At 37.3% G+C, this 20,819-nt stretch carries 15 protein-coding genes; 1 reads left to right on the forward strand and 14 read right to left on the reverse strand.

Annotation, left to right across the window (positions count from 1 at the left end; genetic code table 11):
* Positions 1-34 precede the first annotated feature (34 nt).
* From AC6F34_RS03185 to AC6F34_RS03225, 9 genes are all read right to left on the reverse strand, one after another.
* A complete protein-coding gene (locus AC6F34_RS03185) occupies positions 35-1,924 on the reverse strand; it encodes an ABC-F family ATP-binding cassette domain-containing protein (protein ID WP_500768890.1) in 1,890 nt (629 codons plus the stop codon).
* Positions 1,921-2,556 (reverse strand): HD domain-containing protein, encoded by a 636-nt coding sequence (locus tag AC6F34_RS03190; RefSeq protein WP_500770108.1) that lies wholly within the window; start codon positions 2,554-2,556, stop codon positions 1,921-1,923. The genes AC6F34_RS03185 and AC6F34_RS03190 overlap by 4 nt, the downstream gene beginning before the upstream one ends.
* 954 nt (positions 2,557-3,510) lie before the next feature.
* Positions 3,511-4,356, reverse strand: coding sequence for a DegV family protein (locus tag AC6F34_RS03195; RefSeq protein WP_500768892.1), 846 nt, complete (start codon positions 4,354-4,356; stop codon positions 3,511-3,513).
* Between the two features lie 85 nt (positions 4,357-4,441).
* The gene (locus tag AC6F34_RS03200) at positions 4,442-5,302 is read right to left on the reverse strand and encodes an amidohydrolase family protein (protein WP_500768894.1); all 861 of its coding nucleotides are present in this window, start codon (positions 5,300-5,302) and stop codon (positions 4,442-4,444) included.
* Positions 5,303-5,316: 14 nt separating this feature from the next.
* Entirely contained in the window at positions 5,317-8,358 is a 3,042-nt protein-coding gene (locus AC6F34_RS03205; RefSeq protein WP_500768896.1) for a GNAT family N-acetyltransferase, read from the reverse strand.
* A 271-nt stretch (positions 8,359-8,629) separates the two neighbouring features.
* Positions 8,630-9,187: a hypothetical protein gene (locus AC6F34_RS03210; RefSeq protein WP_500768898.1), complete on the reverse strand. Its 558-nt coding sequence runs from the start codon at positions 9,185-9,187 to the stop codon at positions 8,630-8,632.
* A 66-nt stretch (positions 9,188-9,253) separates the two neighbouring features.
* Positions 9,254-9,886 (reverse strand): hypothetical protein, encoded by a 633-nt coding sequence (locus AC6F34_RS03215; RefSeq protein ID WP_500768900.1) that lies wholly within the window; start codon positions 9,884-9,886, stop codon positions 9,254-9,256.
* A gap of 151 nt (positions 9,887-10,037) precedes the next feature.
* A complete protein-coding gene (locus AC6F34_RS03220; protein ID WP_500768902.1) occupies positions 10,038-10,529 on the reverse strand; it encodes a hypothetical protein in 492 nt (163 codons plus the stop codon).
* Positions 10,530-12,221: a formate--tetrahydrofolate ligase gene (locus AC6F34_RS03225; protein ID WP_500768904.1), complete on the reverse strand. Its 1,692-nt coding sequence runs from the start codon at positions 12,219-12,221 to the stop codon at positions 10,530-10,532.
* A 152-nt stretch (positions 12,222-12,373) separates the two neighbouring features.
* Between AC6F34_RS03225 and metA the strand changes: the two genes are divergently transcribed.
* A complete protein-coding gene (metA, locus tag AC6F34_RS03230) occupies positions 12,374-13,282 on the forward strand; it encodes a homoserine O-acetyltransferase MetA (RefSeq protein WP_500768906.1) in 909 nt (302 codons plus the stop codon).
* A gap of 209 nt (positions 13,283-13,491) precedes the next feature.
* On the opposite strand, the gene AC6F34_RS03235 is transcribed toward metA, so the two are convergent.
* From AC6F34_RS03235 to AC6F34_RS03255, 5 genes are all read right to left on the reverse strand, one after another.
* Entirely contained in the window at positions 13,492-14,178 is a 687-nt protein-coding gene (locus AC6F34_RS03235) for an AIM24 family protein (protein ID WP_500768907.1), read from the reverse strand.
* Complete coding sequence (locus AC6F34_RS03240) at positions 14,175-14,870, reverse strand: class I SAM-dependent methyltransferase (protein ID WP_500768909.1); 696 nt, start codon at positions 14,868-14,870, stop codon at positions 14,175-14,177. Before AC6F34_RS03240 ends, AC6F34_RS03235 begins: the two co-directional genes overlap by 4 nt.
* Before the next feature lie 108 nt (positions 14,871-14,978).
* Positions 14,979-15,407, reverse strand: a complete 429-nt coding sequence (mntR, locus tag AC6F34_RS03245) for a transcriptional regulator MntR (protein ID WP_500768911.1) — start codon at positions 15,405-15,407, stop codon at positions 14,979-14,981.
* 150 nt (positions 15,408-15,557) lie between these two features.
* Positions 15,558-17,708 (reverse strand): DNA topoisomerase III, encoded by a 2,151-nt coding sequence (locus tag AC6F34_RS03250; protein WP_500770110.1) that lies wholly within the window; start codon positions 17,706-17,708, stop codon positions 15,558-15,560.
* A gap of 1,086 nt (positions 17,709-18,794) precedes the next feature.
* Entirely contained in the window at positions 18,795-20,537 is a 1,743-nt protein-coding gene (locus tag AC6F34_RS03255) for a methyl-accepting chemotaxis protein (protein ID WP_500768913.1), read from the reverse strand.
* Positions 20,538-20,819 lie beyond the last annotated feature (282 nt).

The raw sequence follows: 20,819 nt of genomic DNA on the forward strand, positions 1-20,819 counted from the left end.
AACATATACAGTTATAAAGCCCCGAATGAGTTGCTTATCCTTTTCCATCGGCTAGATCAGAAAGGTAGCTCCATCTTTCAATCAAATATTCTAACTGCTCATTTAGTTGCGTATCTTCATCCATTAAGGATTGTGCTTTCTCAAAATCGCTTCCAGTTGTCTCAAGTTCGATTGCTATCTCGTCAATTCTTGCTTCGGCACTTGCAATTTTATCGTCAATCTCTTCCCATTCTTTCGTTTCCTTAAAAGTCATTCGTTTTTTCTTCTCTTTGACCTGTTCTACTTTTTTCTTAGGCACCGAACCAGGTACCTCGCTTTCTTTTACAACACTTTGACTTTCGAGATATTCACTATAGTTCCCATAATATGAATCAATCTTGCCGCTTCCTTGTAAAATAAGAAGCTGTTCAGCTACTTTGTCTAGGAAGTAGCGATCATGCGAAACCGTTAGGACAACTCCTGGGAAATCTTCTAAGTAATCTTCCAAAACCGTAAGCGTTTGCGTATCCAAATCATTCGTCGGCTCATCAAGTAATAATACATTAGGTGACGTCATTAATATTTTTAATAAATAGAGCCTCCGCTTTTCACCACCCGAAAGCTTACGAATGAGCGTTCCGTGTGTGTACGAAGGAAACAAGAATCGTTCTAGCATTTGTGCAGCTGAAATCACTTTACCATCTGAAGTATGAACGACTTGGGCAGATTCCTTCACATATTCAATCATCCTCATGTTATCATCCATATCTTCATTCTCTTGAGTATAATACGCTACCTTAACAGTTTGACCGATGACGACTTCCCCTTCATCCGGAAAAAGATTACCAGCTAATATATTTAATAAAGTCGATTTTCCTGTGCCATTTTTTCCAATAACACCAATTCGATCGCCTTTTTTTACCAATAGGTCAAAATCTCTTAAAACAATGTGCTCCCCATACTTCTTAGTAATATTAACAAGTTCAAACACTTGCTTACCTAAACGACTGCCATTTAGGGACAAATCGAGCTTCTCATTCGACTTCACATTACTCACTGTTTTCTCCAGCTCTTCGAAGCGCTGAATTCTAGCTTTTTGCTTTGTCGTTCTAGCTTTAGCGCCTCTTCTCATCCATTCCAGCTCTTTACGAAATAAATTATTGGCTTTATCTAAGGATGCCGCTTCATTCTCTTCACGAATCGCCTTTGCTTCAAGAAAGCTTGCATAGTTTCCTTTATAGCTATAGAGGCTTCCTCCATCTAATTCAAAAATTCGATTCGTCACACGATCAAGGAAGTATCGATCATGCGTCACGATAAAAATGGAGCCTATATATTTCGATAAATATTCTTCTAACCATTTAACGGACTCATAATCAAGGTGGTTGGTAGGCTCATCTAAAATGAGTAGATCTGGAGATTGAATAAGCACTTGTGCTAAAGCTACACGCTTCTTTTGACCACCAGAAAGTGAACCAATTTTCTTATTTAAATCCTCAAGCCCTAATTTAGTTAAAATCGTCTTTGCATTTGTCGATGTATCCCAACCGTTTAGATCATCCATTCTTTTTTGAGCTGAGAGTAGATTTTCTTGATACCGTGCATGGTTTGGATCATTCTGCAAACGTTGTAGAGCTACTTCATACTCTTTTACAACAGCAAGCGTTGGCCAATCCCCTTCATACACTTGTTCCAAAATCGATAATTCATCGTTTAAATCTGGGTTTTGTGCTGAATATGCGATCATGTAGTCCTTCGGAATGATGAGCTCGCCTTCATCTGGTAAATCGACACCTGCAACAATTTTAAGTAAGGAGGATTTTCCTGTGCCATTTACTCCAATCAGACCAACACGCTCTTTTTCTCCGATTGAAAAAGAAATATTTTGAAATAAGTCCTTCTCTCCATAAGATTTTGATAATTGTTCTACTGTTAGGCTTTTCACGATTTTCCATTCCAATCTATCATAAATTGTTTTATGTAATGTTCCATAAATGCATGCCGTTCCTTAGCAATCTTTTTCGCTGTGTTTGTATGCATCAAATTCTTTAATTTAAAAAGCTTTTCGTAAAAATGGTGAATAGATGAAGACTTTTCATTGCGATAGGATTCAAGAGTCATTTGATCTCGTACCGAATAATCTGGGTTAAACATCTCCTGTCCTTTAGATCCTCCATATGCAAACACACGTGCAATGCCGATTGCTCCAATCGCATCTAGGCGATCCGCATCACGAACGATAACTGCTTCTGTCTGCGGGACAGTAAAATTGTTGCCACCTTTAAAAGAAACCGAATCAATACAATCCGTTATTCTTACAATTGACGGGGCATCTAATGACAATGTCTGTAAAAATTGTTCAACTTTTGCTTTTCCTATTTTTTCAGAAGCGTTCAACTTAGCATCTGAAACATCGTGAAGCAAAGCAACCATTTCGATTAAAAATCGATCCCCAAATTGTTCAGCGTTCCAAATCTCAATAGACATACGGTGCACCCTTTCAATATGATACCAATCATGCCCCGTCGAATCGTTACCAAGCTGTTCCTTCACATAAGCTATCGTTCTTTCAATCATCACAACTTGATCCACTCATTACACCTTCTTTCAATTACACCACACATTGTACCATAATCGGCTATTTCAAAAACAAAAAACGAGAGATAGCGTTCTTAAAAGTAAATACCCATCTAATCACACTAAAAAAATTGGCTAAATATTTTTCAATTAAAAATTCAAAATGAGAAATAAGAATAAATAACTTACCCATTCTTGAACGCATGATATCAAGAATAATCAAAATAAACAGCTATAAGTAGTGGTCGGAGTGAAGTCATTTGCACGCTCCAATTCCGAAAGAACCGGAGATTTGAAAAAACAAGACATTCAGTGAACTTAATATGTATCTTATTGTTGAAAAGCTCTGTTTCTCTTGATTCAAACACTTACTCTCCTTCCAATCTAGAGTTCAGTGTTTAGTCGTATCTTTGTTAATATCATAGTTGTCCATTCCGCAATTGGAGATACGGATCTTCCCCTGATAGCAAAATCTTGTTGTTGCGAATGCTGACTATTTCACCCCGTCGAAATGGTTCTCCATCTAATGTACCGATCACATCGATTTGGTGCTAAAATGAATGCCCATCTTCATATTCAACTTCTTTAATTTTATATTCAAGTAATTTATCGTTTTGATTTTTTAATAATTGCAGTTTATCATTAAATAGCTTGAAAGCTTGATCGTACACTAAAGAATCGAAACCTTCTCTTTCAAATGTATGTAGGGTTTGAAATGCAGATTTTGTATGACCATAGATAAGAGATTCATAATATTATTCGATTAGCTCTTTGGCTTGTTTTTCTTTACTGCCCACTTGAATTTGAAACCCCGCGAAGAGAATCAGGCCTATTATACTTATGAAAAACCAATGATTTTTCATCATGTACTCACCTCACCATTCTTTAGATACGGTGATTATATATTTTCATTATTTGGAAATAAATAAAAAACTCCTTCGCAGGAGTTTTCAGTTATTTAGAATGAAACCAGCTAATTCCAAGCGTATGCTCACCAGCATGTAGGCCAATTGCTGCACCTAAAGGGTATGTAGCAAAATGAACCTCTGGAAATTTTGTGGCTAGTTCATTTTTCCATTCAGTCGCAACTGGTTCGTGTAAGCCGTAGAGTATAAATACTTCTTTCACGCCATGTGTTGAAATAGCGTTTTCTAATAAACTAACCATCTTCTCTCTTGCACGTTTCTCACTACGAACTTTTTCTTTCACTTTTAATTCCCCTTCATCGATCATCACGATAGGGGTGATGCTAAGCATACTTCCAAGGAAAAACGAGAGTCCAGACATTCTCCCACCTCGATGCAATTGTTCAAGGCTACCAATTAATACATACGTTTCATTGTCATTTGTTAGTTGTTCTAACTTCGATGCAATGTCTTCAACACCTAAACCAGCTTTCTCCATTTCAATCCCTTGTTTTACTAGCCATGTTAGTGGATATGTTAACACTTTTGAATCAATATTGAATACGGGTATATCCACATCCTGTGATGCTTGTTCACTTGATGAAACTGTCCCACTCAATTTACGGGACACAAATAAGCCGACGATTGCGTCATATTCTTTTTCTAGCTTTTTGTATAGTTCATGAAAAACGCCAATCGATGGTTGAGAGGTTTTGGGTACACTTTTTTGAACCTTTAACAGCTCGTATAGCCTTTGTGGCTCTAAATCAACCCCATCAACAAATTCGCCTTCATCAAGTAAAATCGTAATTGGTACAGAATAAACATGCGGATTTCGTTTTAACTCCTCATCATAAACAGCTGTACTATCGGTAATCCAAGCAATCTTCCCCATTCTTCATTTCTCCCATCCTATTCGTTTGTTTGAAAACGTTCACACAATTATTGAATAGTGTAGCAGCCATCAAGTGGCTGCGACTCTAAAATTCATTTAGAAACGGCTTTATTTTCGGAAAAACCTTCAAGGCTGTCTCATAAAAGACTTTTTCATGATGCTCCTCTGGAATAAGTCCTTTAATAAATTCGATATATGGACCAACTGGCACAAGCGGCCAGTCTGTTCCAAATAGTAACTTATCATATGAATCTGCAAATGTTAACGCATGTCGAAGATGATCTAGAAAATTTGTTTCGCTATGTCGCTTTAGCTCCTTTTCAGTTCCAACGATAATCCCAGAAAGGTCCGCATATACATTTGAATTCTTATAGATGATTTCAGCACCCGTCAACGTCCATGGGTCACCAAAATGGGCCATCATGAACGTAATCTCTCGATGCTTTACTGCAACCTCGTCGATCGTTAGTGGATGTGAATATTTTAGTAATCCACGTTCAGAATACGTATCTCCTGTATGAAAAACGACTGGGAGGCTATATTTTTTTGCAAGATTGTAAACAGGTTCATAGACTTCATCATAAGCATAAAATGGATAATAACCTAAGTAAATTTTCAATCCTACAACTTCTGGTCTTTGCGCCTCTTCCTCTATTCTAGCAAGTGCGGACTCATCAAGATTATATGGGTTGATTCCTAAGCAATAAACAATATTTTTCGGAACATCCTCAGATAAATCTATGCCCATCGGTGTTGTGGCTTCATCGTCTGGAAACCCGCCTTGTTTTGCTTCGGTTACACCCATTGCAATGCTTAATACTACATTTGCATCATTGTATTCTTTTTCATACCCTCTCTTGCTGTAATCAACGAATGAAAGTTCATTCGCTGTACTATGAAAGGATTGAATATCAGAATAATGAATATGTGCATCAATAATTTTCATCGTACGTTCTTCCTTTAGTTAAATTGAATTTGTTGAAATTGCTTCAATATTTTTTGATTTAATGCTTCTTTATTCAATATCATAAAGGTTGGCTTACTAAAAAGCGAGGCTTCTTGAGATAAAATCATCTCGAAAACGTCTTTATTCATATATACTTCTTTGTTCGCTTCAGTAGAAATAAATAATCGTTCATTTTGTCCTTTTGTAGCAATGACATGCTCATCCTGTAAATAGAGAGATTGCTCAGTATCTCCTGCTTTATAAAGCATATCGTCTCCTGCTTCAATCAATAAATCGCTTAATCTATTGTCATTAAGGAATGCAATCGTATTAAATCTTTCGCCAATAAATGATTTTCCATCGACGACATTCACTTTCACAAAATGAGCAAGTACAGGAACACCAGGAAGCAAGGCAAAATATTGTGTGAAACGTAATTCTCCCCATACCTCATGTTCAACAAGTTGTGTTTCGACCGCTATTGCAGACCACAGATTGTCTTTAGTGTCTGTAAGCTCAACAAACGAAGCAGTAGTGCTAGCTTTTAAGTATGAAAACATACTAAGCTTCGTCAATTGTGTCGTCATCCCGCCAACCCAAGGATTCCACCACCCCTTAGCAACCTTCTTCGGAAAACTAGAAGCAAGCCATTCCTGATCCTTTGTTTTCATTGAAAAGATACCAGGGAAAAATTGTGGAGCAACGTTGATTTCAATCATTCCATTGTTTAGTTGTAGCGTTTCAAAACCATCTAACTGCTCAACCTTTTTCTCAATGCTCCCATTCGATACAACCAATAGCTTTTCAATTGTTGTTGTTTCTTTGCCATTATCAATTTTCGCTGCTATGATCGTTAATGGGTTTGCTTCTTCTATTTGAAAAGAATGTGATTGTGCTGTTTGTTCATCTGTTTCCTTCAGATCGTACTGCTTCAGTATACGACCATTTAACTCGAACGAAATCTCTCCATTCAAATATTCCGTACGATTTTTATTTAACACAGCGTCAATCTTGTCTTTCAATCTAGTAATTACTCTGCCTTCGGATAATGAAAGACTTGTTTCCTCTGTTGCGATTTTTGCTTTCTGTTCCTTCTCAGCATAAGCTTGCAGTTCTTGCCAAGATTGAAACGCATCAACGGAGACAACCATCGGTTCAAATTCTATAAGTTCTCCAGGAGATAGTGTACCAGCATCATACTCAAGGTTAAATTTCCAACCATCTGGAATCGCTGCTGTTTCTTTTCCCCAACATACTCCTAATGGTCTTCCACTGTTTAGAGCAAACATCCAGTTGCCAAGCTGATTTTCTCCAGGTAATTGGCCAAAATCCAACTCTTTTTCATTTGAATATTCAATGATCTCTGCTCCAATTGGAATAAAAGCATGCTGCTTTTCAAAATACATAGTGTCTAATAACTTGATTCCCGAAAGGTCTCCGTCTGATTCATTATGAATAGAGAACCACCTTTTCATTAGTCCTTCAGCGTAAAGCGCATGCACCATTTTTAGTGTTGCTCCTGGAAAATCCTTTGAGCAAAACGTTGCCTCTAAAACGATTGCACCATTCTTCTCATATGAATGAAGTTCAGCTGGCTTATCTTTTGAAAATTCATTTGAAAACGGTCTTCCTAATTGGGGCATAAATGCATTTAGGTCAACAGGTTTATTTTTTCGATACATTCCTACAGTGTGATTACGCTTATTTAAGCGTAAATCATACTGCCCATTCGCGATTGCCCACTCTTCCTTGGACTCACCAAAAAACCTCGCTCCAAACCCCTTGATGAAAAGTCCAATGCTTTCATCATAAAAAGTAACTGTGCCTCTTGATTTTGTTTTGATTATCACATTAACCCTCGGTTCATATGAACCGAATTTTTTTGTTTTAAACGGAAGTTGTAAAAGCAATCGTTTGCGGCTAGAAAGTGTAAATGATATGTTCGGCTCTGCTACTTCGATCTTTTCATTTTGCGGAAAAACCAATGTAAAGTCACCATCATCTTGCAACTGGTTTACGAGCTCTAATTCGATGATTCCGTTTTCACCAATAAAGCCTGTCATTGGTTGCAAATAGGCATTCATTTTTAATGGCGGCTTTGGATTAACTCCAAGGGAAAGCGTTGCAGATGCACCATTAATCTTTACATCCATTTGCAAAGTTGGATGTGTATTCCAAGGTGAAGGCTCCTCACCTTTTAAAATAAGCACATCACCAGTGAACACTGCTTCTTTAATCACATCCTCTTCGACAGTAAACCGTGATTCAACTCGTTCATTTCCCTTTGATACTGCTTCAATTTTTAAAGGGTGTTGCGTTTTATTCACAATCTGTAAAAGAAACTGCTGTTGCTCCCCTTCAATCACTTCATGGGTAGGCAATTGTAACTCAATGATAAACTCATCCGTTTCAATACGGCTCATACCCCTACTCGTACGTTCAATATCAACAGTGACCATTCGATCACCGCTTCTCCATTCATACGTGTAAACTGTGAAGCCATTTTTCTTCATACCATCTGGCTTTACTTCAATAGCCCCTACACTTTCTTTATACCAATCCAGCTTTTGAAAATATGGCTTTAACAAATCTGTCCTAAGAACAGCAGGGATGAAGTTCATTAAATGGGTCGTGTCATCTCTGTCTTCCCAAAAGAAGCCACATTTCTTATACAACGGAACGGCCTTAGTATTGCCTGGCCATGTAAATAGATCAAGTCTGTCCCAACCAAGTTCAACTGTCTTAGCAATCGCTTTCATCACCAAGAGTTTCCCTATCTTTTTCCCGTGAAAATCTGGGCGAACATTAAGAAGCGGAATGTAAAGAGCACCCTTATCTTCTTTGTATACAGATAACCCACAATAGCCGACAACCTCTTCACCATAAAAAGCTAAGTATAATGCTAGATTTCCAGAATTCGCTTCCTTCTTTTTTACTGCCTCTGCGGTCATGACGGTCGAATCTCCACCCCAGCTATCACGGCTTAAATTCCACATCTTTGCTACACCCGCTGCGTATACGTCCATATATTCTTTTATGATTATTTCTGAACTCATGTCGTTCCTCCTTATGATCCATTACTACGTTTCTTCATGTCTACTCCGTTTTAAACCTTTTTCAATTGTCATTTTCATCATATCGCTTCCTCCTTTCAATGATAGAGCTTCTACTCCTCCCCTTAATCCTATGCTTTTTCACCAAAGTTGTAAATAAAATTAAGAATTTACACTAAATTCAATTTTTAAGGATAATTTACGCTTACTTACCAGAATCAGATAACAAAAAGGACCGAGAAGGCTCCCTCGATCCTTTGAATCCGTCTTCAGTTTATTGATTAAGTAACTCTTTAATTTCTGGATGCAAAAAGATTGAATCCTGTTTAAGCAGTATAAACTCCTCTTGCTTCACACCATCCGCATCAAACCAGCTAGTTTTAACTTTAATAGAATCAAGGATGCTCTTTAATGTTTCAATTTCTTCATCAAGCAAACGACCTTCTGAATGGAAAGGAATTGTATGTACAACGATTACACCTTTATCCTCTGGATCAAGGTCTAGTTTAAGTAGATGGGGGAAAGTTTCGTCAAAATCATATTCTTTGTTTACTACGTATACAAGAGAAAAGTCCGTTAACGCTTCTTTTACTTCTTCAACCATGACTTCAAAAACAATTAATTCTATCCCTTTGTTATTCTCTCCTTTAGATACAGTTGCTGAAATTGAGTAAGCCTCACTTTCTTGTTGAAACTCATTGTGACCATATCCTAAAAGAGTATTTGCGACCTTAACTACCTCTTCATATTCTTTTTGAGGAGATAAGCTTCCTTGACAACCGGGCAAAAAAACGAATAATAAAATGATCATAATCGAAACTTTTTGCTTCAATTTAGTTTCTCCTCAAAATCCCTCGTTGATTACAAAAATACTTTTAAGTTTTGCTTATCTATACCGCTACAAATTCCTAACCTTATTTCCTGAAGAAAGGATCAAGCTGATCCCTTTCGCACTTCCACCGATTATATGCCTTTTTATATTCGTCACATTGATATCAGTATCGATTGATACTCGCTTTCTCTCTTTTCCATGGATTGTTATGTTGTATGGACCATTTTCATTGAGTAAGGAGAGCATTCTCGGTTCATCAAAGAAAGACTCTTCTTCGTAAAATTGAATTGAAAAATCAACAGGATCGTTGCTATGATTAATAAACAAAAATTCACACTTTGCATTGATTATGTTTTCATTAAGAGTTTCAAACTCACATTCACTCAAGTCTCGTTCATAAACTACTGCATTAATTCCTTTAGCCACAGTCTGTTGAAACGCACTCACTAAAGCAACTGGTAAAAAGACACTTACAAGTAATGTAAGGACGACCGCTCTAACATGATACTTTTTTAATGACTTTGTTAAAAAGTATAAACATCCGACTAAAATCACTAACAAGATGAATCCAAGAACATGGACTCCATTGCTTGTTCGAAGCGGTATATTTAAAAAGGAGAGTAATTCTTCCCCATATGGATGTTTATGAGGAAAGCTAAAATTCAAGGTGACAACAACTATAAACAGGAGTACTGCCAATAAAAAACACTTTTTATCTTCTATAATTCGACTCACCTCACCAAACTATTATATGTATATTTTAACATATTTTTCTATAGGTGATATTAACATGTTTTCTACGTTTAAAGTAGAAAAACACCAAGTATATGTATACTCGGTGTCTAAACAACTATAGTTTTTCAAGTGTTGTCAAAGCATATGGAATGATTTCAATCAAATCATCCATTTGGTCTTCAGTAAGGGTTCTATGGAACAAGACTTCAATAGTTGTTACGCTTAAACCTTGTGATTTGCTTTCTGTAAAAATATATTCACGATTCTCTCCCCAAAGATCTAGGAGCAGCCTGTTCACTTCAGTAATTTTTTCAATTTGCTTTGGCACGGTAAATACAAGCTGTATTTTCGCACGCATTAATTGTTCATTTTGCGGATGGCTTAATTCAGCTATAAAATGCTGCAACTCTGATTCTAGAATGATTTTTGCCTTGAAATCCTTTTTGTTTGGCAGAACGAATTCCATTTCAAATTTCCGGGAAAGCTTCGCTAAATTCATCCAATCATTACGGTCAACGACGACTAATTCCCCATTTAAATCATAATCATAGAGGGCACCTTCTAACACAACTTTTATATTATCAAATGCTGTTGGATCAAAGGCCATTTAAAACAATCCTAACGCTTGCCCATTTTCATCCAAGTCCATGTTTAAAGCAGCTGGCTTCTTTGGTAATCCGGGCATTGTCATGACATCTCCTGTTAAGGCAACGATAAAGCCCGCACCGACAGAAGGTTTCAATTCGCGAATAGTGATTGAAAATTGATCTGGTCTACCGAGCTTTGTTGGGTCGTCCGATAATGAATATTGCGTCTTTGCCATACAAATCGGCAAATGATCCCACCCAAACTGCTCATATTCGACCAACTGCTTTTTCGCTTTCTGTGAAAAGTCAACATGTGTTGCTCCGTAAACCATTTGTGCGATTGTTGTAATCTTTTGCTCCAAGCTGTCCGATAGCTCGTACAGCGGGGTAAATGATCCATCGTTTTGATCGATTAGCTCAATTAATTGATTTGCCAGATCGACTCCGCCTTCTCCACCTTTTTCCCAAACTTCTGTTATAGATACAGGGAACCCTGCATCTGCACAAAGTTTCTTCAACGTACTAACTTCAAGATCTGTATCAGTAATGAATCGATTGATCGCAACGATAAACGGCAAACCGAAGCTATGAATCGTTTCAGCATGTTTGCGTAGATTGGCAAATCCATCTTCTAGCGCATGTACGTTTTCTTCCTTTAAATTGGATTTGGCTACACCACCATGCATCTTCAATGCACGAATGGTTGCGACAATAACAACTGCCTCAGGTTTTAATCCAGCACTTCTCATTTTTATATTAAGGAACTTCTCAGCACCAAGGTCTGCACCAAAGCCTGCTTCTGTGATTACATAATCCGCTAATTTAGATGCTGCCGTTGTTGCAATGACACTATTGCAACCGTGGGCAATGTTCGCAAACGGACCACCATGAATAATCGCTGGCGTATGTGCCATCGTTTGCACAAGGTTTGGCTTTATCGCATCCTTTAATAATAGAGTTAACGCACCTTCAACTCCTAAATCTGCTACGGTAACCGGCTGTTTCTGAAGATTGTAAGCAACGACCATTTGACCGAGGCGGATTTTTAAATTTTGAATGTCTGTTGCTAAGCACAGCACAGCCATTACCTCTGATGCCACAGTAATATCAAAACCATCCTCTCGTGGCACTCCTTGTGCTGGGCCTCCTAACCCAATGACTACTTTTCTTAAGGCACGATCATTCAGATCGAGCGCTCGCTTCCAGACAATACGACGTTGATCAATTTGTAGCTCATTGCCTTGTTGAATATGATTGTCAATTAATGCTGCTAAGGCATTGTTTGCTGATGTGATTGCATGAATATCACCAGTAAAATGAAGGTTAATATCCTCCATCGGCAATACTTGTGAATATCCTCCACCAGTAGCACCACCTTTGATTCCCATCGTTGGACCTAATGATGGTTCACGTAGAGCGATCATTGCGTTTTTTCCAATGCGATTAAACGCATCTCCTAATCCAACCGTTACTGTAGATTTACCTTCTCCCGCAGGAGTCGGATTGATAGCAGTAACCAATACGATTTTACCAGCTTGTTTCGTTTTTAATTTATGTAAACTTTCTGTTGAAAGTTTCGCTTTGTATTTCCCATACAATTCTAAATCATCATCAGCTAAGCCAATTTTTTCGGCTATTTCTCGAATAGGCAATAGCTTTGCTTCTTGGGCAATTTCTATATCTGTTTTCACTTTCGTTGGTTCAAGCTTCATCATTCTTTCCCCCTATACCATAGTTACACTCCATCATTATTGTACCATCGTTTACACTGAATTATTGTGAAAAGTTATGAATCGACCATTGCGGCAAATGAGAAACGTACCTATAATAAATTTAACGAATATTCGAACAAGGAGATGGTGATTTGCCAATAAAAATTCCGAAAGGTCTACCTGCAAAGGATATTTTACAAGCTGAAAATATATTTGTGATGGATGAAGATCGTGCCCAGTCCCAAGACATCCGACCTTTAAATATAGTGATTTTAAACTTGATGCCTCAAAAGGAAAAAACAGAAACGCATCTTTTACGTTTGTTAGGAAATACTCCTATCCAAACAAATATTACTTTTTTAAAAATGGCAAGCCACGAATCAAAAAATACGAGTCCAAAACATTTACAACAGTTTTACTCTACTTTTGCAGATATTAAAGATAAAAAGTTTGATGGGATGATTATTACAGGGGCGCCTGTAGAATTATTGCCGTTTGAGTCAGTTGACTATTGGCCAGAGCTCGTCGAAATGATGGATTGGACGAAGAAAAATGTAACGTCTACCCTCCATATTTGTTGGGGTGCTCAAGCAGCGTTATACCATCACTTTCATATTGGTAAGTATGAATTGACAAAGAAATGCTTCGGGATTTTCAAGCATGATGTGCTAGATTGGTCTGAGGACTTGTTAAGAGGGTTCGATGACACATTCTTCGCCCCGCACTCAAGACATACTGATATATTTACAGAAGAGATTAAACAACATCATGAGCTAAAGTTACTATCTAAGTCAGAAGAAGCTGGCGCATTTATTATAAGTGCGAATAATGGAAATCAAATTATGATTACCGGCCACCTTGAATATGAAGCGACTACATTAGCTGAAGAATATTTGCGCGACAAAGAGAAGGGGCTAGACATTGACATACCTGTAGATTACTATCCTGAAAACGATCTTCAGAAAACCCCAAGAAATCGCTGGCGTTCACATGCCCACTTATTATTCTCAAATTGGCTTAATTATTATGTGTATCAGCAAACGCCATATGAGTGGGAGTAATAGGAAAAACCCCTTCTACAACAGAAGGGGTTAGCTTGTAGAAAAATGATCAATTCAAAAAACCTAAAGTCATAAAGAAACTTGTCAGACTAGGAGTTAAGCCTTTTTGAAGACCCGAATAGAACACTTTGTTCATGAGGGAAAAATAACGAAATTATATGTGTGTCAACTAGACTGAGCCCTTCAAAGAAAAAATGGCTCCCCATTATCTACTCACCCGCATAGACTTCCTCTACTGATTGAACAACAACAAATCCTTCACCTGAGAATTTCATTTGAATGGATTCTCCGCTTGCTCGACCGAAGAAGGTTTTTAACGATACATCAGTGACAAAATCAATCGACAAGTCTCCTGACCACGCGACAGTTGCATTTGGATCAGTATAAACCGGTTCACCCTCTTTGACGAGCAAGGTTAGCGGTTCGTAATGAGAGGTTATCGCTACAAGGCCATCGCCTGTTAATTCTACATTGAAAATCCCACCTGCCATCATTCCAGCTACTTTTCGCATCAAACGTATATCCCATTGAATGGACGGCTCAAAAGCCAATAGGTCATTTCCATTTACATAGAGGGTGTCTCCTTGTAGTTCAATTATTGAAATCTTCTTTCCATGATCCGCTACATAAAGCTTGCCATTGCCTCTTGCCTTCATTAACGGTGTACCTTCACCTGTTAAAGTTCGTTTAAACATCTTCCCTATTCCATGTTCAAGGATGCCTTCTCGTTCAAACTTAAGATTTCCTCGATACGAAATCATTGCACCAACCTTCGCCCACACATAATCTCTTACATTAATTTCTAGAATTCGATCGGTTTCTAACTCAAAGATACCCGCACCTTGATCTTCCTGCTTCGTTTTATTAACAAACTCCCGAATAGAATATCGATTCATTTAGAATGAACCTCCTTCTTCTTTAAGACAAAGACTGTTAAGAAAGTTAATGCTTGTTGTAATTCTTTTGATAAAGCCCCTTTGGTAAGAGCTTCTGCATCCTTCTTAAATACATAGTGTTCTCTAACCTTCTCCCAACCATTTTCTGAAGCAAGCTGGGCGAACTCCCAAGGCATCATCGTATTACAAATAATTTCTTTCCCATATAGGCGAGGAAACCCAGCTGTTCTTGGACCTGCTGTTGGTCCGAGGATGGCAACTACTGCATAACCATCTTTCTTCGTTACTCTATACATCTCTTGAATCACTTCGAGTGGATTCTCTGTCCATTCAAGAGAGTTAATTGCCATTACCGAATGAAACTGTTCATTTATAAATGGGAGATTCGCTATGTCACCTTTAAAAAAGGAAAGAGGGAGTCCTATGGTATGTTCTTTTGCAAGAGAAATCATCTCATCCGACACATCAACACCCGTAACTTCATATCCCATTTCGGCTAATAAAAACGCTCCGTAACCGTCACCACATCCAAGATCACAAACCGAACTTCCATATGGAAGAACTTCTTTAATCAATGGGATAATATCCTTTCTACTACCTTTATCCCACATGCCTTTGCTTTTCTCATTCCAAAAGACAGAGCGCCCATTCCATTGACGCTCTGATTCTTCGATCCAATTAAAGCTCGTCATCAAACTCCTCCTTCACATACCGTTTCCATTCGACAATTCGTATCCATAATCCTGTACAAAAAAGAAAAACAGGTATCACTTTAAGATACCTGCAAATTAATTACCTCTTTAATCGTTGCCTTCTTCGTTTCGCTTTTGCGTTTCACGCAATGCGTCAATTCTCGATTTATCTTCATCAAAAAATTGGACTAAATCACCGATACGGTCAATCGCATCCCAAGATAGATGATGTTCGATTCCTTCAACATCTTCATATATATGTTCTTCCTTTACACCAATCTTGCGCATAAACTCTTCAAGCAAATCATGGCGAAATACGAGACGCTTCCCAATCTTTTTTCCTTTAGCTGTTAAAATAAGCCCACGATATTTTTCATATACAAGATATTCATCTTTATCTAGTTTTTGCACCATTTTTGTTACAGATGATGGATGAACAGAAAGCGCTTCCGCGATATCAGAAACACGAGCGTACCCTTTATCTTCTATCAAAATGTATATTTGTTCTATATAATCCTCCATGCTCGGAGTTGGCATTTCTGTACCTCCTACTAACGTGGTGTGAACACCCTATCATTTACGACCACCTTTTGGTTCTTGGTATGTACAAGAGAAAATTGGGTGGTTTCTACAATTGTCTTTTAAAATTTTACTATACTTACTATATTTGAACAAGACAATGACTAATTAAAACACGAACTTTACCTTATTTTCCTTTGCATCCCATGCTAATTTTGAAGCAAACACCTTTTCTTTTCCTTTGAATCCTTCTATGATCTCTGTTTCGCCCGTTTGTAGCAATTGCTTAATTAGCTTTTGTGTGACTGATTTTCCGAGAATTCGCTTCGAAATCGTAAACGAACACTTCTTGTCTTTATAATTTGAACAGCCATAGAAACTTCCTTTGTCTAAAACATTGCCGTCACAAATCTTACATTTCCCTACAACCGTGCTTCTTGTCCGTTTACCTTTATATTCCCTCGGAACAAAGCTGTCTCGATCGTTTTCAGAAAATATCCACTGACCATTTTGTTCTCGTGTCACGTTGATTAAATGAGTGACCATCGCCTTCGTATGTTCCATAAATTGTTTAGGAGACGCACTACCTGCAGAGATTTCCTTTAACCGTTGCTCCCATTTTGCTGTCATCTCAGGTGAAGCTAAAATCTCAGTTCCAATTGCATCGATCAATATATTCCCTTTAGCTGTAGGGTAAACAATGTTTTTCTTTATATCAATATAGCTGCGATCCTTTAACATTGTAATAATCCCTGCCCTTGTCGCTTCTGTTCCTAGTCCCTCTGTTTTCATTAAGACCTGCACTAGCTCTTTATCATCAATATGTTTCCCTGCTGTTTTCATCAATGTAATAAGCTGACCTTCTGTGTACCGTTTAGGCGGCTGCGTCTTACCTTCTTTGACTTTGACAGACTGAACTATGCCATCTACTCCAACATTCAATTTAGGGAGGATTTGCTCCTTATCCTTTTCTTGAACAGGCAGCACCTTGCGATACCCTTCCATTACCTCCACTTTTCCTTTTGATTGAAATACTGCTCGTTCATCTACAAGTGTAGTAATTGTCGTGTATTCCACAATAGCTGGATCATAATGTGCAGCAATTACACTTCTAACGATGAAATCATACATGTTCTTTTCTTCAGACGATAGCTTTTCAAGGGCTGGAACGACCTCTGTTGGAATAATCGCATAGTGGTCCGTAACTTTTTCAGCATTTACATAACGCTTATTTCCTATAAGCTTAGGATTCGGAAGTGGAAACAAAGATTCATATTCTGATTTCGTTTTTAATTTATCAAAAATCATTGGCAATTGCTTTGCCTCTTCATCAGAGATATAGCGGGAATCTGAACGCGGATAAGAAATATACCCTTTTTGATAGAGCTTTTGCAAAATATCCAACGTTTTCTTAGGCGAATATTTAAACCTTCGATTGGCATCAGCTTGCAAGCTCGATAAGTTATAGAGCATCGGAGGCTTGTACTCTTTTTTTTCTACTTTAAGATCCTCCACTCGCGCTGGCTTACCTTTAACAAATTGAGCTATTTTTTCAGCCATCTCTTGATTATTTAACTTCGTCTCTCCATCTTTCAGCCAAGTCCCCACATACTTCTTCCCATCCATTTTAAAGGTTGCAATGACTTCCCAAAATGGCTCAGACACGAACTTCTGTATTTCCTTTTCACGCTTTACGATAAGTGCAAGTGTCGGTGTTTGAACGCGACCAACAGAAAACACATCTTGTAAACCATGCTGTTTTAAGTAAATGCTATATAATCTTGAAGCATTCATGCCAACTACCCAATCTGCACAGGCTCTTGTATATGCTTCATAGTAGAGATTTCTCGTTTTTTCTTCATCTAATAATGATAAAAAACCGTCTTCAATTGCCTTTGGGGTTAATGAAGAGATCCATAAGCGTTTCATTGGAAGCTTGCATCGACATTGGTGCAAGATCGTGCGAATAATCAATTCACCTTCTCGACCTGCGTCACCAGCGTGTATGACCTCCGTTATTTTAGGATTTGAAAGAAGTTCCTTTATAACTTTAAACTGTTTCCATTTGTCTTTTGTAACCTCGAATTGAAATGTATCTGGGATCATTGGAAGCGAATCTAAACTCCATTTTTTCCATTCGGAATGATATTTCTCAGGTGAAACAAGCTGACATAAATGGCCAATAGCCCACGTTACAATAGCCCCATTCGGAAAAATCGGATGTGGCTGTATCTCTATATATCCTTGATGCTTTTTCTTTTTAAAAATAGAAGCTAGAGCAGAACCTTGATCAGGCTTCTCAGCTAGTATTAATGGCATACCCATTTTTTCGGATAAGCTCCTTTCAAATCATCTACATCATAGTATATGTTTCTATACGATTTTTTAAGTGTAGAGAGAGTGAATGTTTACAAACGTTAGAACTTCTTATTGTCATATGAACATGAGATTGTCTTTTTGTGAATACTAAAAACATCATTCAACACTCTTATTTGACTAAAAATTCTACATTCTATTGGCAATCAATCATCAATAATCTTCCTTAAGAACATTCTTTAATCCTTATTCATCATACCATTTTAATAAAAAATAAGGTAACTGGATAGAGTTTAACAAATAAATGATCTTTTAATACAGTTTATTCTAATATTGCATGAATCACTTGAAAGTAGTTGAATCTATTTTCATAAAAAAGAACCCAAATTAGTGGATTCTAATTGGATTCTCATAGCTACAAAAAAATGCTTCTATCACTCATATCAATCTACTGATAAGCAATGATAGGTTGATGGACGATACATGATTATAAAAGGCTAGTTTGGTAACATGTTATTATTAGTGAAAAGGATTCACTGTTGATTAAAAAGTAAAGCATTTGTCCCTTTTTTATTGATGTAGATACAAAGGTTGTCTAAAACGTATATTGGTTATAACTTAATAAAAATTGGGAGTGATTCTATGAAAAGTACTTATTTAATAGCGGTGCATGCTACGAATGTCTTTTTCTTAGTTATAATAGGGATTACCACTATTGCCTTTTTGGCGAATCCTTCGGCAGATTCAATATCACCCTTCAACCCGGTTATTATAGGTTCTTTAATTTTCTTACTATTATTTTGGGTTGCTAATTATCTATTTCAACTTTCTAAAAAAGATGAATGGTCCATACTACTTATCGGAAGTTTTCTATTTATTTCTGTCTTCTTGTTTATTATGTTGTTTGTCATTCCATATTTATATAGGATTTTTTACATTATTTAAAAACTTCTTTTCAAGAATGCGACAACCATACATTATAGCATCGGCACAGATTCCAATATCCATTGTCGTATCACCCGGTGCTTTTAATGCATGAGTACAAGCCCTATCCCATCCTGTTTACCTCTATATTGAAGATCCTACTCTTTAGCTTTTGAATTTAGAAACACTATCTTGTAAACTTCCTGCCAATTTAGCTAGAACAGAAGCAGACGCTGAAATTTCTTCTATGGAAGCAAGTTGTTCTTCAGTTGAAGCAGCGACTGTTTGAGTCTGTTCAGTTGTTTCTTTTGTTACTCTATTAACTCCTGTTAGAGTGGCAGCGACTTCTTGTGAGCTTGCAGACATTTGTTCAGATGTCCCAGCAATTTCTTCTATCTGAGAACTTACATTTTCCATAGATGCTAATATTCTCTTAAAATTAATCTCTGTTTTACTAACTAATTGTAAACCTTCTTTGACATCACTCTTAACTTTCCCCATCGAATTGTTAGACTTATGCATATCAACTTGAATAGTCTTAACCAATTCAGTAATTTGGGCCGAAGATTGACTAGATTGCTCAGCTAATTTCCTTACCTCATCTGCAACTACAGCAAACCCTTTTCCTTGTTCTCCCGCTCTCGCTGCCTCAATTGCTGCATTTAAGGCTAATAGATTCGTCTGTTCCGCAATATCGTTTATTACGGAAGTTATATTGCCAATTTCTTTTGACCGCTCTTCCAGCGTTCTTAATACATCTGAGCTTACCTCAACGGATTTACCAATTTCATTCATTTGATTAGCCGTTGTCGTTACTAATTCGCTTCCTTGTTTAGCTTGACTAGCAGCTTCTTTTCCCGCCTCGACAATGATAGATGTGGTCTCTGCAATATTTTGGACTCCTAAAGTCACTTCCTCTAATGACAATGTACTTCTATCTAAGTCTACACTCGCATTTTCTGATCCAATGGCTACACTTTGTATCGATTCAGTCACGAGTTCTGATGCTCTAGCATTCTGCTCTGCACTTGCCATAAGTTGTTCAGAAGATGACGCCACTTGTTCAGTTGAATGAGAAACATCATTTATTAGTGACCTTATACTGTCTGTCATATTGTTAAAATCATTTGCTAAATCCTGAACTTCATCTTTCGATTTAACGATCACCTTTGGTACGGTTAAATCTCCTCCAGCAACTTGTTTAAGACTATTACCAACTAAGATAAGTGGTTTTGTAAGTCGGTTCGCAAACAGAATAGACAATGCGATTCCAATGACTGATGCAGTGGCAGTTATAATTAGTGTTATCAGTAGTACTTTATTTGCACCAGCATCAAACTCAGACATGTATGCACCTGTTCCAATAATCCAACCCCAATTTTCATCTTTTTCAATGTAATTAAGCTTTAATTCAGCGTTACCAGTAAGTGGGTTTTCCCACGAGTAAGAAACAAATCCCCCACCTTCATTTGCTGTTTTCAAAAAAGTATCGCCCATACCTGTTCCATCATCTAGCTTAATCTCTTTTAAAGATGAACCTTCATTCATTGGATTCATAACAGATATTTGGTCTTCATTTACTGCCCACACATATCCAGTTTCTCCAACAGTGTAGTTTTGATTAATTTCACGTTTTCCTTCTGAATTACTAACCCCTAATAATTCCTCACGCAATGATTCTTGAGCTTCTTCGAGGCTAAGATTTCCTTTTTCTACTTCATTGTTAACCAATTCAATCATGCCCAGCGTCATTTTTACGCTACTTTTAATCTGTTCTTCACCAGATTTTTTTAATTCATCAACCGAAATTAAATATGTACTTATTCCTAACAGGATTATAGGAATAAGTAGCATGGACATGCATAACAGGATCAGTTTCGTTCGAAGAGATTTTATTGTCAGTTTCATTTAAAGTTCCCCTTTAGATTGATCTTTACTTTCTTACTATGGAGTTATCGGCAACCTTCATTATTCTTTAATCTCAAATTTTAGATACTAATGAAAAAAAGATAAATTTGTAGAGAAAAAGCGAGGAAAGGTGTATGGGTAAAAGATTAATCAGTTTCAACCTTTAAAAAAGATTTTTTATTGGTTCAATAGATGCATTTCCACTTTCCGAATAATTACAGTTAAAAAAAATGGTATCTCATACCACTTACAAACCCATACCATACACATAATAAGAGTCAT

The sequence above is a fragment of the Niallia sp. CD-39 genome (genome assembly GCF_059874745.1).

What these genes read in the sequence shown, in the direction of transcription:
- AC6F34_RS03235 (WP_500768907.1), bottom strand. Translation starts at nt 14,178, where the DNA reads ATGAATCGATATTCTATTCGGGAGTTTGTTAATAAAACGAAGCAGGAA.
- AC6F34_RS03190 (WP_500770108.1), bottom strand. Translation starts at nt 2,556, where the DNA reads ATGATTGAAAGAACGATAGCTTATGTGAAGGAACAGCTTGGTAACGAT.
- mntR (WP_500768911.1), bottom strand. Translation starts at nt 15,407, where the DNA reads ATGCCAACTCCGAGCATGGAGGATTATATAGAACAAATATACATTTTG.
- AC6F34_RS03205 (WP_500768896.1), bottom strand. Translation starts at nt 8,358, where the DNA reads ATGAGTTCAGAAATAATCATAAAAGAATATATGGACGTATACGCAGCG.
- AC6F34_RS03195 (WP_500768892.1), bottom strand. Translation starts at nt 4,356, where the DNA reads ATGGGGAAGATTGCTTGGATTACCGATAGTACAGCTGTTTATGATGAG.
- AC6F34_RS03240 (WP_500768909.1), bottom strand. Translation starts at nt 14,870, where the DNA reads ATGACGAGCTTTAATTGGATCGAAGAATCAGAGCGTCAATGGAATGGG.
- AC6F34_RS03250 (WP_500770110.1), bottom strand. Translation starts at nt 17,708, where the DNA reads ATGCCATTAATACTAGCTGAGAAGCCTGATCAAGGTTCTGCTCTAGCT.
- AC6F34_RS03255 (WP_500768913.1), bottom strand. Translation starts at nt 20,537, where the DNA reads ATGAAACTGACAATAAAATCTCTTCGAACGAAACTGATCCTGTTATGC.
- AC6F34_RS03225 (WP_500768904.1), bottom strand. Translation starts at nt 12,221, where the DNA reads ATGAAGCTTGAACCAACGAAAGTGAAAACAGATATAGAAATTGCCCAA.
- AC6F34_RS03220 (WP_500768902.1), bottom strand. Translation starts at nt 10,529, where the DNA reads ATGGCCTTTGATCCAACAGCATTTGATAATATAAAAGTTGTGTTAGAA.
- AC6F34_RS03200 (WP_500768894.1), bottom strand. Translation starts at nt 5,302, where the DNA reads ATGAAAATTATTGATGCACATATTCATTATTCTGATATTCAATCCTTT.